The following is a 14,086-nucleotide window of genomic DNA, read 5'->3' as shown; positions in this document are numbered from 1 at the left end:
AGATATGCAGATAGTCAGAGTGGAAGAAGCCATCGGCAACGTGCTCTGCCATGACATTACCCAAATAGTGCCTGGTGAATTCAAGGGCCAGGCGTTTAAAAAAGGCCACATCATTACCGAACAGGATATACCCAGGCTTTTGCAGCTGGGGAAGGAGCATTTATATGTATGGGAGGTTAAGGAAGGATTCTTGCATGAAAATGACGCCGGCCTGCGTATTGCCCGGGCAATACAAGGGGTCGGGCTTGCTCTGACTGAGCCCCGGGAGGGTAAAGTCAGTCTTGTAGCCGAGTATGACGGCCTGTTCACGGTAAATGAAGAGTTTTTAACAAGCATCAATATGATTGAGGAGATTGTTGCCGCAACCCGGAACAACCACAGACCGGTAAAAAAAGGGGATATCGTTGCCGGTGTCCGGGTTATTCCTTTGCTGATTGAGGAAGCGAAAATCAAAACAGTGGAAGCGATTGGACAAGCCGCCGCGGTCACGGCCGTTTCCCCATATCGCGCCTGTAAGGTCGGTATTATTACGACCGGCAGCGAGGTTTATCATGGGCGTATTCAGGATAAGTTCGGACCGGTCGTAAAAGCCAAGGTGGAAGGCTACGGCTGTGAAGTAATGCAGCATATCCTTGTGCCTGATGACCGGGACCAAATCGCCCAGGCCGTGAGGGCCTTAATCGCTGACGGGGCTGATTTGATCCTGACAACCGGCGGCATGTCGGTTGACCCGGATGATGTCAGCCCCAGCGGGATCAGGAAGGCCGGTGCGGAAATTGTCACCTATGGCGCGCCTGTATTGCCGGGGTCAATGCTGATGGTGGCGTATTTGGGGCAGGTCCCTGTTCTGGGACTGCCGGGCTGTGTCATGTATCATAAAACGACTGTTTTTGATTTGCTGCTGCCCTTAGTCCTGACCGGCCGGCAGCTTACCAGACCCATGATCGTAAAGCTGGGGCTGGGAGGATTATGTCTGGAATGTGAGGTTTGCCAGTATCCGGCCTGTTCCTTTGGGACTGGTGCATAGATGATAAGGGGGATAAAGAATGAAAACAAGTATTTCCCTGGAAGAAGCGCAGGCAACATTATTAACATTAGTCCGGCCTGTTGCACAGGGCCAGGTACCTTTGCTGGCCGCGACAGGCCGGGTGTTGGGCCGGGATATCCAGTCCGGCGTAAATCTGCCGGTTTTTAGTAAATCGCCTTTGGATGGTTATGCCCTGCAGGCCAAAGACAGTGAACAGGCTAAGCCGTCCCAGCCCGTAACGCTCACCGTAATCGAAGAGGTCCGGGCCGGTTATGTGCCCCGTAATAAGGTCATGGCCGGCACTGCTATAAAGGTGATGACCGGGGCGCCTGTCCCGGAGGGGGCGGACGAGATTGTTAAATTTGAGGATGTAACCAGAGAAGGAAATAGCATTAAGTTATTTAGTCCGGTTACACCGGGTAAAAATGTGATCAGGGCGGGGGAAGATGTAATCCAGGGCGAGACGATTGCCCCCGGCGGTATGGTGGTGACGCCGCCGCTGGTCGGGTTACTGGCGGCCATTGGCGTGGCGGCAGTGCCGGTTTTTGAAAAAGTCAGGATCGCTATTCTCAGTACCGGTGATGAGCTGTTGGACCCGTCCCGGGACTTGCTGCCGGGAAAAATATATAACAGCAATCTCCACAGTTTAGGCGCCTACTGTCTGCAACTGGGAACAGCGCCGGTGGATATGGGCATTGTACCTGATGAAACCACGGCCATTGCTGCGCGAATTTCTCAGGCGCTCCAGGCGTCGGATCTGGTTATCACCACCGGCGGCGTTTCCGTGGGCGATTATGATGTTGTTCCGGCGGCGCTGACGCAGCTGGGGGCTGAACTCATTTTTTGGAAGCTGGATATGAAACCCGGTTCACCGGTTATTGCCGCCAGCTATAATAATAAATTAATTATCGGTCTGTCGGGCAATCCTGCTGCCGCCTTAATCACTTTCGACCTGCTGGTGGTGCCGCTGATCAAGAAAATGATGGGCTTGGAGAAACAGTTTCCCCTTAAAGTTTCGGCCATTCTGACCGAAAACTTTAATAAATCCAGCCAGCAGCGTCGCTTTTTGCGGGCGCGGGTGCAACGCGACAAGGCCATGAATTATGTGAAGCTTACCGGTGAGCAAAGCAACGGGGTGTTAAAATCAATGATTGACTGCAACGCACTGATCGACGTGCCGGCCGGGAGCGGCCCGCTGCTTGCCGGCCAGGAAGTTTCCGCAGTGGTGTTAGGCCATGAGCCGGGAGGTTTCCTGTAAGACCTTTATCAAACTGTCAGCAGACAACCCTGTAACGCTTGATCTTAACAGGGTAACTTGCCCTGCCGGCAAGCGGTGAAGGTTTGGTGTGAGCTGAGTTCTCTTACTAATCTTTAGAGGGGAGGTCTACTATGAAAGGATTTCAAGCCCGGGAATTAGTCCGGGTGATCGAAATTGACCGCAAAATTTGTAAAGGCTGTGATTTCTGTAAAGCATTTTGTCCGGCAGAGGCCATTGACGGCAAATACGGGACCGCGCACACCATCGATAAGACCCGGTGTGTGGCCTGCGGTCAGTGTTTAGTCCATTGTCCGTTTGGGGCGCCCAGGGATATGGTTGATGGTGTCGACAAGGTGATTGAAAAGCTGGAGACTAAGCAACTAACGGTTGTGGGTACTATCGCACCTGCTGTCCGGGTTGCCATTGGCGAAGAGTTTGGCATGGAACCGGGTAGTTTAGTTACTGCTAAGCTGTATGGTGCTCTTAAGCAGGCCGGATTTAAGATTCTGGACACCAACTTTACTGCTGATCAGACCATCCTGGAAGAAGGCCTGGAACTCATCGGCAAAATCCGGCATTATGCCCTGGGAGAGCCGGCCGGGCAGCCGGTGGGACCGCTGCCGCAATTTACATCCTGCTGTCCGGCCTGGATTAGATATGCCGAATTGTATTACCCTGAGCTTATCCCCCATTTGTCTTCTGTTAAGTCGCCGATGATGATAGCTGGTGCTTTGGCTAAGACTTATGGCGCAAAAGAAGTGTGGCAGGTACAGCCTGAAGAACTTTTTATGGTGGGGATAATGCCTTGCACTGCCAAAAAATTTGAAGCATCAAGACCAGAGTTTACCAGTGCTGCGGCCTATTGGAACAGGCATGGTAAAGCCGGCCGTTATCCGGATGTGGATGCAGTGCTTACCACCCGGGACCTGGCTCGTCTATTTAAAAAGCTGAGCATCGACTTTGCCAATGTTCCCGAATTTACCGACCAGGATAATCCTTTTGTCCAATATAGTGGTGCGGGCGTGCTGTTCGGCAATACCGGCGGCGTCATGGAGGCTGCTTTACGCACCGCTTATTTTGTTATTACCGGCGGGGAGCTGGCGGTACCTGAGTTTAAGCAGGTGCGGGGGCTCGCTGGCGTGAAAGAAGCCGGAGCGACTATGAAAGATGCTAAAACCGGCAGGGACGTTACCCTTAAAGTGGCGGTTGCCCATGGGCTTAAAGAGAATGCTAAGCCGCTTTTGGAACAGGTCCGGGCCGGCCGGTCACCCTATCATTTTATTGAAATAATGAACTGTCCCGGCGGCTGTGTAAATGGCGGCGGGCAGCCTGTTAATCCGATGGATTCCCTGTGGTTGGGCAAAGCCCGGGCGATGCTATCCCTGGCCTAAGCCCTGAGGGCGCTCAAACCAATCTCCGGCCCTGAACGCTGCGATCGAAGCGTTCAGGGCCGGTGAACAGCTTTGCCGTGGTAGCCGAGGCGGTTCGCCGGCTGCCGAACAATCGCAGGAGGCAGCCAAAACAGATCGCTGCCCTTATCGGCGCCATCCAGGGCAAAACCGAGCTAGGCGGTCATCGCTATGACGGCCGGTACGCAGGAAGTAAAGCATGGTTCTGAGTTGGCATCTATGGAAGAGATTGCTGCTGCCAGCCAGCACCTGGCCCAGCTTGCATAGCAATTGCAAAATGCGGTTAACCGGTTTAAGCTATAGGTAAAGAAGTATGCAGCCGTTAGGAGGCAAAGCCATGGAGGTAAGTGGTATTATTCTTGCAGGCGGGCGCAGTTCCCGGATGGGGCGGGACAAAACGCTGCTCTCGTTTAATAATGAAACACTGATAGAACGGACGCTAAACAAGCTGGCAGGTGTTGTGGATGAAATTATTATTGCAAGCAATCATACGGCAAAATATAACTGCAGCGGTGTTAAAGAGGTACCTGATCATTATCCGGGCCTGGGGCCGCTGGCCGGCCTGCATGCCGGTCTACTGGCGGCGCAATATCAGTACGCCTTTGTGGTTTCCTGTGATATGCCGCTATTTACAGGCGAGCTGGCCAGATACTTGCTTGCCCGGAGAAGCGGATATGATGTTATAGCGCCGGCAATACGGCAGCGGTGGGAACCCCTGTGTGCCGTATATTCCCGCAGCTGTATCGGCCCTATCGAGCAGTGCTTGCAGGCCGGGGTGAGCCAGGTATATCAATTTTATCCCCTGGTGCGGGTCCTTAAAATTGCCGAACCTGAATTACAGGCGGTCGGAAATCTGGAAGAACTGTTTTACAATCTTAATACACCGGGCGACTTAACCCGGCTTGACCAGAACGGGCGGTATGTAAAATAAACGGCACTGAAATGGAGTCTGCGGGCAGCGACAGCGGGCAGTCGTAGTTTAGGGAGGGGTATGATGCGATATGAAGGAAATATTTACAGCCCCCATATAGCCGGGGATGATTACATCCTGCAGTGTACGATCGGGTGCAGTCATAATCAATGTACATTTTGCTATATGTATAAAGACAAGCAATACCGCGTCCGCGAACTCAATGAGATTCTGGAGGATATTGAGCTTGCGAAAGAGTATTATGGCGATGTGAAAAAGGTATTCCTGGCCGATGGTGATGCCCTGACTATGCCGACTCAAGATTTAGTAACGATTTTGCAATATCTGTATGCTGCCTTTCCCGGGCTTGCCTATGTCGGCGTCTATGCCAGTGCCGGCAGCATACTAAATAAGAGTCTGAGCGAATTGCAGAAACTGCAAAAATATGGCTTAGTTGAGGCGCATCTGGGGGTGGAAAGTGGCGATGAGGAAATTCTGCGGGAGATTCACAAGGGCGTTAGCTGTGAAGCAATGGTGGCGGCCGGGAGAAAGGTCAGGCAGGCCGGGATCAATCTGTTTATTACCGTAATTTTAGGGTTGGCAGGAAGAACTCCGCAAGCGCGGGCGCATGCCCGAAATACGGCGCACATTTGTAATCAGATACAGCCCGATTATATCGGTATGCTGACTATTATTGTACAACCGGGAACTGAACTTTATGAAAAAATGCAGAGCGGGGAGTTCCTAGTGCCGACAGACCGGGAGATTCTGCAGGAAATGCGGTTAATGATTGAGAATATGGAGCTGGCAAACACAGGTATTACTTCCATGCATCCTTCTAATTGTATTTATCTGGATAAGGTGCTGCCGGCGGGTAAAGACGAACTGTTACAAACCCTTACCCGGGTTATTGAGGGTAACGAGATAAACCTGCTTCGTGTCCGTGATACAGACCGGGTATAACCACATTTAGTTATATGTCTGCTGCTGAGTCCTAATAAGATGAAAAACTAATTAGAGCTACTTGTTTATTGAGCAGCTCTATTTTTTGTGTTGTAAAATTGTATGATTTTATTGAATTGGCAGCAATATGGGCGTAAAATTATACTAACCGGACAAATGCCTGACCGGCGGCTGGAATAATGATCTGTGGAACAGTCCCCTATGCCGGCAGCGAAACTGCCAAGGGGCCGCTGGCAGCAGGCAAACTGGCTGACCTCATTGTGGTCTACCGGGGATGTGTTATCAGCTTAGTTGGATGCTAGCGCCGAGACCCGGGGCCGGTGCACAATCGCCGGCGGCAGCATTGTCTATCAGGCGCAGCTGCCGCCTTGTCGGTCAGGGCGTAGTGCAAGCCGTTTTCCCAACCGTGTTTGCTGGCAACCGGGATTTTTAGTCTGCCTGGAGAATGGCAGGCTGTAAGAATAAGGCAGGGACCGGCTGCCAGCGATTAACCCCAATTATATACTGGAGGTATGACTATGAATTGTGCAAAGAACAAGCTGGCAATTGTTGGTGTGGGCCACGTGGGCTCAGCGGTATTGAACTGCGCTTTGTCTTTTAACCTGGCAGCAGACATTGCGCTTATCGATATCATTGAAAAAAAGGCAATTGGTGAAGCCCTGGATGCCAGCCACGGCACCCCGTTTACCTATAGCCCGAACGTACATATTCATGCTGGCGGCTATGAAGAATGCAAGGATGCCAAGGTGATTATTGTCGCCGCCGGTCCCAGCATTCTGCCGGGAGAGAAAACAGACCGCCTGCTGCTGGCCGACAGAAATGTCCAGGTAATCAAAGATGTCATGACCGCGATAACGCAATATACAAAGGATGCCATTATCATTATAATCACTAATCCGCTTGATATAACACTGTATTGCGCCCAGAACCTCTTTGGCTATCCCCGGCATAAAGTGTTCGGCACCGGCACAACTCTGGAAACGGCACGGCTCCGGCGAATTTTAGCCAATAAATACGCTGTGGACCCCAAGAATGTCCATGGCTATATGCTGGGGGAACACGGCAACTCGGCTTTTCCGGCGTGGAGCCTTGTGAATGTGGCCGGAATCCCCAGTGACAGACTGGATGAATATTTTCAGCCGGCTGAGCCGCTGGATCGGGAGAAAACAGCGGCGGAGGTTGTGAGTGTGGCTTATGATGTCCTTAATTTTAAAGGCTGCACAAACTCCGGGATCGCCATGGTTGCCTGCCGGCTGGCCCGGTCAGTGCTCTTTAATGAAGGCAGTATTTTTCCTGTATCGACAACCCTAAAGGGAGACTATGGGCTGAGTCAGGTTGCCTTAAGCCTTCCCTGCCAGATTACTGCCACCGGTGTAACCAGAAGGCTCAACGTTCCTCTGCCGGCGGCTGAAAAAGAAAAGCTGCATAAGAGTGCGGCCAGCATCTCCCAGGTATTGCGCTCTGTAGGGTTAGTCGGCTAACTAACCCTACAGAGCGCTGCAGGTTGATAAGTTTGCGGATAGGCAAGACCGGCAGCGGCAGGAGGTGGGCATTTTCAGGCAATATATAATACGGGAATTGTTGCCGTCAGATTATGAAGCAGCTCTGGACCTGTGGCAACGGACACCGGGGCTGGGGTTGAGCGAGGCCGATTCCGCTGCGAATATTGACCAGTTTCTAAGCCGGAACAAGGGGCTGAGCTTTGTTGCGGCAGCGGGGCAGGAGCTGATTGGCACCTGTCTGTGCGGCCATGACGGGCGGCGGGGGTTTCTCTATCACCTGACAGTGCATCCCCGCTACCGTCGGCAGGGAATCGGGCGGGCCCTGGCAGAACGGTGTTTAGCGCAGCTTAAAGCAGCCGGTATCGCCAAGTGCCATTTGTTTGTGCTGGCAGATAACCGGCAGGGGATGGACTTCTGGGACCGTATCGGCTTTCAGGAAAGAGCGGATATCTGTATCTATTCATGCAATATTGGCCTCTAATCAATATTGACTTTCTGGAAAATTTATGTAAAAATATTTTTAAAGTGAGTGTGCATAACAGCAGCGATGCTGGAGCTGCACAGAGGCTTGGCAAGCCTTACACGTGGGTACAGCCCCGCGGAGTCATAGGACTGTGATTCTGCGGGGCTTTCTTTTATGGTTTAAGGCAGCGCTTGCATGACTGTCCGGGTTTTACACTTCATTGCCGGCAGTGGTAGAGTGAGAAGGGGTTAGTAACATCACTCAGTGATAGAAAGGCGGCGGGATGACTATGAGTGAACTTTTTTTTCGGAATACACCACAGTTGGCGACCAAGCGGTTGCTGTTGAGAAGGCTTGGTCCTGAAGATGCAGAAGCAGTTTTTGCATATGCCTCAGATCAGGAAGTAACGAAATACCTGTCATGGGCTACCCATAAGACGATAGCAGATTCGCGGGCCTTTATAAATTTTACGTTAGAGCGGTATTGCAGGGATGAGGCCGGGGACTGGGGGATTATTCTGCGGGCAACCGGAAAACTCATTGGTACCCTGGGGTTTCCCCAGGTCGACAGGAAAAATAATCAGGCGGCCATCGGCTATGTGTCGGGGCGCCGCTATTGGGGAGCCGGCCTTATGCCCGAAGCCGTCAGGCGGATACTGCAATTTGCTTTTAATGAGCTGAGGCTTAACCGTATTGAGTGTATTCACGCTTTGCCCAATGAGCCGTCAGGCCGGGTTATGCAAAAGGCGGGTATGACTTTTGAAGGGATTGCCCGTGAGCGAATGTTCGCTAAAGGCAGGTACTGGGATGTTAAACAATACGCCATTCTCCGGTCGGACTGGCACCAGGCAAGAGGAATTCAGTAACGCTAACAGCATCGCGGGCAGGGGCTTCAGCTGCACAGGGCAGCAGCAGCTTGCTGCCGGCGCCGGGAAAGATGATTGGAGTACCATATGAAAGCAAAGAACGCAGGCTTATTACAGATTCACGTAGCAGTTTTTTTATTTGGGTTATCAGGCTTATTTGGGAAATTGGTGACTTTGCCGGCCGGCCTCATTGTTTTTGGCAGGGTGGTTTTTGCCAGTATATTTCTAATATTGCTGCTGGTTTATCTCCGGCAAAACATCAAGCTGAACCAGCAGCGGCATTATGTTTATCTGGCCGTTATGGGCATGCTTTTGGCAGTCCACTGGGTGACTTTTTTTCTATCGATTCAGGTAGCCACTGTTGCTATCGGGTTGCTTACATTTTCCACATTTCCTGTTTTTGTAACCTTTCTGGAACCATATTTTTTTAAAGAAAAAATCAGGCTTGCCGATATAATTGCTGCTTTACTTACACTCGGTGGTGTTATCCTGGTGATCCCGGAATTTCAATTAAATAATAGTGTAACCCAGGGTGTTGTCTGGGGAATAACCTCCGGTTTCACGTATGCGGTATTGTCGCTGCTTAACCGGAATTTTGCCGCTGAATACTCAAGCTTGGTCATTGCCTTCTATGAGCAAGCGGCGGCGGCCATCCTGCTCTTTCCGTTTGTCTTCCTCCGCCCGCAGCCGGTGGTGCAGGTTAATGATATACTTTTGCTGCTGCTGTTAGGTGTCGTTTTTACAGGTGTTTCTCATTCCCTGTTTATTAGTGGCCTGAAAAGGATTAAAACCCAGACTGCCGGTATTATCTCCAGCCTTGAGCCGGTATATGGCATCATTTTTGCGGTTATGTTACTGCAAGAGATACCAACACTACGAGAAATTCTCGGCGGCCTGATTATTCTCGGTACGGTTGTATACAAGTCCATAGACGCAGGGGCCTCGTCTCTTTGAGTCCAAATTCTTTCTGGCAGTGCAGGTATAATTAAAAATAAAAATGCGCTTTTTAGGAGGCTATGTGATGAGTCAATCAAAAGGGTTACCTCAAAATCAGGCCGGCCGTTTACGGATTGTATTCGGCAATACTGACCGGACGGCAGACGAAATAATCGTTTATATCCGCAGTTATGTCAGTGAACTTGCCGGCCTGAATATTGAAGCGGCAAAATCAGTTCCGCAGCATGTCGGTCAGGCCGTCGTTGATATTCAAGCTCCAGCGGCAGCTATAGACAAGGCAATGCTCCGGCAGCTTCTTAACGAGGCTGGGTCATGCATGTTCCAGGTTGATTCAATGGAAGAAATCCAATAAATAAAGTGGATAGACGCAACGGCCCGGTTACTCTTGAGTCAGAAAAAATATGTTCTGCTCATTGGAAAATAAAGGAATTAAAATAATAATGACGAACAAGTTTATATGTTGAAATAATGAGGGTTTTAGGGATTTGTCGGGATACGTATTTGATGTATTCTTTAGGCGATACGGCAAAATGACAGGAAACAGTATTAAGTTGGTGGAGGTCCGGTAAACAGCTTACCGGGCAGATGTTTGCGTAAGCAACCTTAATTTTAATAAGCGGTAATGGTAATTGGCAAGTCATTTCGAGAAGATCAACTTTAATGGAGATGTAAACTATAAAGGAAGAGAGGGATGTTTTGTTTGCATCGTTTGAACATTATGTGGAAGGCGTATCTGATTGTCAGTGTTGTAATTACTATAGCCGCCGCAGCTATAGCCGGTTATTTAATAGCTGAAAAAAAGAATGTGCTTATTACAAATAAGCAGATTGGTTTATTAAAATTAGCCTCAACCCTTGAAAGAAAGCTTAATGCTGACGATCTGACCAAAGACATTAGCAGGGTTAACGGACTAGCAATTAATCAGGCAGAAAAGGCTGCTATTCTTAATAACCTATATGAACCGCTTTTATTAGAGACAGCAAAGGAAAACCCTGAGTATGACATTGGGATTTCTTTTGATAAACCGGCAGGCTGGGAAGAACAGTCTGTGCTATATATAAGCCACCCGCTGTATATTGACGGCCAGTTTAGCGGCCATATGCGGGCAGGTTATATGTTGGATTATCTGGATAAGGAGATTGGTCAGTACACAACAACGCTATTAACTTTGGTGTTTGGTGTCTGGGTTTTATTAATGTCGTTGCTATATTTGGTTTTTTACAAATTTACAATTGAAAGCAGCCGGTTATCCTGTCTAACCAGTGATGCTGAGGCCGAAGGCAGGGAAGCGATAGACCGGCAGGCAAGCTCAAAGCTTGCCTGCCTAATAGATCTTTGCCCGTTGCCAATTATTGAACTGGATGATAACGGTTGTATCGCAAATTTGAACAAAGCAATGCAGGATTTATATAACAGATATTTCACATACAGCCGGGAAGTGTTAATTGGAGAATCCATTCAGGCATTATCCAGTCAGTTGGGTATTGAATACAAGAAAAGCTTTATTGCCCGGGTAATGGACGGACAGGAGATTAGGAATGAATACCTAAGACAGCTTGGCTACGACTGGATATTAAACGGGATACCTATCATCAATGCCGATACCGGCCGGGTTAACGGTGCGATTGCAATTTATCATGATATATCCGAAGCTGAGAAGACCAAGCAGGAAATGGCAAGGCTGGAGAGTCTTAATGCAATTGGTGAGACGGCAGCCTCTATGGCTCATGAGTTACGGAATCCGGCCTGTGCAATAAGAGGTTTTGTGGAATTATTACAAAGGAAATGCCGGGAGGACCAGCAGGAATATTATGGGATTATCTTAGAAGAACTAGACCGGATGAATGGAATTATTGAAGACTTTTTGTCGCTTACCAGGAATCGGTTGATTGATAAAACGCCCCTTGATATTAATGAGGTACTACGCTCGCTGTACCCCCTTATTTTATCTGATGCACTAAAAAACGGTATTGAGCTGGAGTATAATCTGTGCGAAAAGGCTGAAGCATTACGTCTCAATCCAAGAGAAATACGGCAACTTGTTCTTAACCTGGCCCGCAACGGGATTGATGCCATGAGCCCCCGCGGTATCCTCAGGATTTCCACTGAAAAAACTATGAGTGGTATAAATCTTATAATCCAGGACACAGGTACCGGTATTCAACCTGAATTACTAAACAAAATTTTTGAGCCGTTTTATACCTCAAAGCAGAATGGAACCGGATTAGGTTTGGCAGTGTGCCGAAATATCATTGAAGGGCATGCCGGGACGATTAAGGTGGAATCAGAGGTCGATAAAGGGACAACTTTCATTATGTTTTTCCCAAATGTCAAGGAAGAATGCTGCCGTTTACCCAAGTCCGGCCCGGAAGTAGGCATTTATTCTATGGGGTGTGAAATGACAACTCCTTAAAGCGCCGAATGCAGCGATTTATTGGTACATGGTGGTCAGCTGAGGTGATTTGGCAGGATATTGATCCCTGAGGTCCAGGCTTCCGCACCTGTGGATTCAGCCCTGGAAAATAGCAGTAGGACATAAAAAACACGGTCAACTAATGACCGTGTTTTTCCCCTGTGCCGGGTTGTTTTTTTAGCTGCTGATTTTCTGAATCAGGACAGAGGCGTTGGCGTTAGCTTGGGTGCCGCCTGCTAGTGTTTGCAATGTTATCGGCGCAGTACTAGTATGATTTCTTAAAGTTAAGATATCGCCGGCACCGGCAGTAACAATCACCATACCTGGATTGGGTTGAGTACCAGCGCCAGAGCCATAGGTGCTGGACGTAATGGGAGTGCCATTCAGGCAGAGGGTAAACTGGTTTGGCTCTACCCCTGCAACTACGAACCATATTGCATAATCACCGGCAGTATCAAGGGTAATTGAAGCTGTTAAGGGGGTATGAGAAATACCATTGAGGTTACTGTTAGCATCGAAAGTAACATCAGCTTCCAGAGCTACTACTTGGTCACTTGTATTGTATATATAAGCATATGCCGATAATCCTTGTGCGCCAGTTTCACCGGTAGCGCCGGTTTCACCGGTAGCGCCGGTAGCGCCGGTGGCCCCGGTATCACCAGTAGCGCCGGTATCACCGGTAGCGCCGGTATCACCGGTAGCGCCGGTAGCGCCGGTAGCGCCGGTATCACCGGTAGCGCCGGTAGCGCCGGTAGCGCCGGTAGCGCCGGTGGCGCCGGTATCACCAGTGGCGCCGGTATCACCGGTGACGCCGGTATCACCAGTGGCGCCGGTCGCACCGGTGGTTCCGATATCTCCAGTTGCACCGGTCGCACCGGTGGTTCCGGTATCACCAGTCGCGCCAGTGGCGCCAGTGGCGCCGGTATCACCAGTGGCGCCGATATCACCAGTGGCGCCGGTGGTTCCGGTATCACCAGTTGCACCGGTAGCACCGGTGGTTCCGGTATCACCAGTTGCACCGGTAGCACCGGTGGTTCCGGTATCACCAGTCGCACCGGTAGCACCGGTGGTTCCGGTATCACCAGTTGCACCGGTAGCACCGGTGGTTCCGGTATCACCAGTGGTTCCGGTATCACCAGTAGCACCGGTCGCACCGGTGGTTCCGGTATCACCAGTCGCACCAGTGGCGCCGATGGCACCGGTATCACCAGTAGCGCCGGTATCACCGGTGGTTCCGGTAGCACCAGTGGCGCCGGTATCACCAGTAGCACCGGTATCACCAGTAGCACCGGTGGCGCCAGTAACACCAGTATCGCCGGTAGCCCCAGTAGCCCCTGCACCAGTAGCGCCAGTAGCCCCGGTATCACCAGTAGCACCGATGGCGCCAGTTTCACCAGTGGCTCCAGCATCTCCAGTAGCGCCAGTAGCACCGATGGCACCAGTTTCACCAGTGGCGCCGGTAGCCCCGGTGGCGCCGGTTTCACCAGTAGCGCCGGTAGCGCCTGTCGTACCGGTAGAGCCGGTTGCTCCGGTAACACCTTCTTCTTCAGGTACTTCAACTAATACTAACAAAGCCTTAATAGGGATCACAGAAGAGTAAGTTATGGTGTTCAGTGACTGATTCACTAAACTTAATGTTAGCGGTACTGAATCAACCTGGATAAGTGCAAAGCCGATGATCTCCCCTGTTTTTATGGGGGAATCTCCCGGCAAATTATCGCCTTGCGATGTTACTATTGAAAAAGATAAACCACCTGCTCCCAGGGTTGACTGCGTTATAACCCCCCAATTGATAAGATATCGCCCTGTTTTGGATATTGTTATTTCACCTGTAAGTGCATTATAGCTTACAAGACCAAAACTGCTTACTATAGTGTCAAATATTACATTGGAGCCTGAAGAAACTGTGCCATCTAAGAACCTTTGCAGTTGAAGACCTATTGTACTCAAGTATATTCCTCCCTCATTACGCTATGGAATAAGCAATAGAATTGAACTTCAATAGTTGCTTTACATTCAGAAGTATATAGTCTTCGTGTACATTGCCGTTAAGCGGGTAATAATGACGAGACAAATTTAAGTTTATGTTTTCCGCCGCTTTTATTTGTTTCATAATCTCTATCATATAATATATATTATGATGAGTAAGTACATAATGCGATATGTTATGCAGGATAATTTGGTAGATATATTGACCAATACAGCTTGCAGAAAAACTGAGCAGGTGTTAGTAGCGAAGCATTGGAAGGCCGATAATAATTTGTACTACAGCTCAGTTTTTCCGAATGAAAAAATCGCCTGTCCTTCGGTTTAATGGCC

At 49.9% G+C, this 14,086-nt stretch carries 13 protein-coding genes; 12 read left to right on the top strand and 1 reads right to left on the bottom strand.

Annotation, left to right across the window (positions count from 1 at the left end):
• The first annotated feature begins 4 nt into the window (after window positions 1-4).
• The 12 genes from SPTER_RS15065 to SPTER_RS15010 all read left to right on the top strand — a co-directional run bounded on the left by SPTER_RS15065 (window position 5) and on the right by SPTER_RS15010 (window position 11,767).
• Entirely contained in the window at window positions 5-1,027 is a 1,023-nt protein-coding gene (locus SPTER_RS15065) for a molybdopterin-binding protein (protein WP_144351130.1), read from the top strand.
• A 19-nt stretch (window positions 1,028-1,046) separates the two neighbouring features.
• Window positions 1,047-2,285, top strand: coding sequence for a molybdopterin molybdotransferase MoeA (locus SPTER_RS15060; protein WP_144351129.1), 1,239 nt, complete (start codon window positions 1,047-1,049; stop codon window positions 2,283-2,285).
• Window positions 2,286-2,416: 131 nt separating this feature from the next.
• The gene (locus tag SPTER_RS15055; protein ID WP_144351128.1) at window positions 2,417-3,676 is read left to right on the top strand and encodes a [FeFe] hydrogenase, group A; all 1,260 of its coding nucleotides are present in this window, start codon (window positions 2,417-2,419) and stop codon (window positions 3,674-3,676) included.
• A gap of 355 nt (window positions 3,677-4,031) precedes the next feature.
• The gene (gene mobA / locus SPTER_RS15045) at window positions 4,032-4,625 is read left to right on the top strand and encodes a molybdenum cofactor guanylyltransferase (protein ID WP_144351127.1); all 594 of its coding nucleotides are present in this window, start codon (window positions 4,032-4,034) and stop codon (window positions 4,623-4,625) included.
• Window positions 4,626-4,685: 60 nt separating this feature from the next.
• Window positions 4,686-5,567: a radical SAM protein gene (locus SPTER_RS15040; protein WP_144351126.1), complete on the top strand. Its 882-nt coding sequence runs from the start codon at window positions 4,686-4,688 to the stop codon at window positions 5,565-5,567.
• Window positions 5,568-5,746: 179 nt separating this feature from the next.
• Window positions 5,747-5,869 carry a hypothetical protein gene (locus tag SPTER_RS25690; protein ID WP_281289446.1) on the top strand — a complete coding sequence of 41 codons (123 nt, stop codon included), beginning with the start codon at window positions 5,747-5,749 and terminating at the stop codon, window positions 5,867-5,869.
• A 216-nt stretch (window positions 5,870-6,085) separates the two neighbouring features.
• The gene (locus SPTER_RS15035; protein ID WP_144351125.1) at window positions 6,086-7,048 is read left to right on the top strand and encodes an L-lactate dehydrogenase; all 963 of its coding nucleotides are present in this window, start codon (window positions 6,086-6,088) and stop codon (window positions 7,046-7,048) included.
• Between the two features lie 97 nt (window positions 7,049-7,145).
• A complete protein-coding gene (locus SPTER_RS15030; protein WP_144351124.1) occupies window positions 7,146-7,550 on the top strand; it encodes a GNAT family N-acetyltransferase in 405 nt (134 codons plus the stop codon).
• Window positions 7,551-7,821: 271 nt separating this feature from the next.
• Complete coding sequence (locus SPTER_RS15025; protein ID WP_144351123.1) at window positions 7,822-8,397, top strand: GNAT family N-acetyltransferase; 576 nt, start codon at window positions 7,822-7,824, stop codon at window positions 8,395-8,397.
• Between the two features lie 87 nt (window positions 8,398-8,484).
• Window positions 8,485-9,351 (top strand): DMT family transporter, encoded by an 867-nt coding sequence (locus SPTER_RS15020; RefSeq protein WP_144351122.1) that lies wholly within the window; start codon window positions 8,485-8,487, stop codon window positions 9,349-9,351.
• Between the two features lie 67 nt (window positions 9,352-9,418).
• Window positions 9,419-9,706: a hypothetical protein gene (locus tag SPTER_RS15015; protein ID WP_144351121.1), complete on the top strand. Its 288-nt coding sequence runs from the start codon at window positions 9,419-9,421 to the stop codon at window positions 9,704-9,706.
• A 366-nt stretch (window positions 9,707-10,072) separates the two neighbouring features.
• On the top strand, window positions 10,073-11,767 hold the full coding sequence (locus SPTER_RS15010; RefSeq protein WP_170233290.1) for a two-component system sensor histidine kinase NtrB: 1,695 nt from the start codon (window positions 10,073-10,075) through the stop codon (window positions 11,765-11,767).
• A gap of 177 nt (window positions 11,768-11,944) precedes the next feature.
• Here SPTER_RS15010 and SPTER_RS15005 read toward each other — a convergent pair whose 3' ends face one another.
• On the bottom strand, window positions 11,945-13,717 hold the full coding sequence (locus SPTER_RS15005) for a hypothetical protein (RefSeq protein ID WP_211367291.1): 1,773 nt from the start codon (window positions 13,715-13,717) through the stop codon (window positions 11,945-11,947).
• Window positions 13,718-14,086: the final 369 nt, after the last annotated feature.

The sequence above is a fragment of the Sporomusa termitida genome, assembly GCF_007641255.1.
Classification (GTDB): domain Bacteria; phylum Bacillota; class Negativicutes; order Sporomusales; family Sporomusaceae; genus Sporomusa; species Sporomusa termitida.
The sequence above is the reverse complement of the archived record's forward strand: the minus strand, read 5'-3'. Positions and strand labels throughout refer to the sequence as shown.

Excerpts from the sequence above, each read along its gene's own strand:
- SPTER_RS25690 (WP_281289446.1), top strand. The coding sequence starts at position 5,747 with ATGATCTGTGGAACAGTCCCCTATGCCGGCAGCGAAACTGCCAAGGGG.
- SPTER_RS15055 (WP_144351128.1), top strand. The coding sequence starts at position 2,417 with ATGAAAGGATTTCAAGCCCGGGAATTAGTCCGGGTGATCGAAATTGAC.
- SPTER_RS15010 (WP_170233290.1), top strand. The coding sequence starts at position 10,073 with ATGTGGAAGGCGTATCTGATTGTCAGTGTTGTAATTACTATAGCCGCC.
- SPTER_RS15035 (WP_144351125.1), top strand. The coding sequence starts at position 6,086 with ATGAATTGTGCAAAGAACAAGCTGGCAATTGTTGGTGTGGGCCACGTG.
- SPTER_RS15025 (WP_144351123.1), top strand. The coding sequence starts at position 7,822 with ATGAGTGAACTTTTTTTTCGGAATACACCACAGTTGGCGACCAAGCGG.
- SPTER_RS15020 (WP_144351122.1), top strand. The coding sequence starts at position 8,485 with ATGAAAGCAAAGAACGCAGGCTTATTACAGATTCACGTAGCAGTTTTT.
- SPTER_RS15015 (WP_144351121.1), top strand. The coding sequence starts at position 9,419 with ATGAGTCAATCAAAAGGGTTACCTCAAAATCAGGCCGGCCGTTTACGG.
- SPTER_RS15065 (WP_144351130.1), top strand. The coding sequence starts at position 5 with ATGCAGATAGTCAGAGTGGAAGAAGCCATCGGCAACGTGCTCTGCCAT.
- mobA (WP_144351127.1), top strand. The coding sequence starts at position 4,032 with ATGGAGGTAAGTGGTATTATTCTTGCAGGCGGGCGCAGTTCCCGGATG.
- SPTER_RS15060 (WP_144351129.1), top strand. The coding sequence starts at position 1,047 with ATGAAAACAAGTATTTCCCTGGAAGAAGCGCAGGCAACATTATTAACA.
- SPTER_RS15040 (WP_144351126.1), top strand. The coding sequence starts at position 4,686 with ATGATGCGATATGAAGGAAATATTTACAGCCCCCATATAGCCGGGGAT.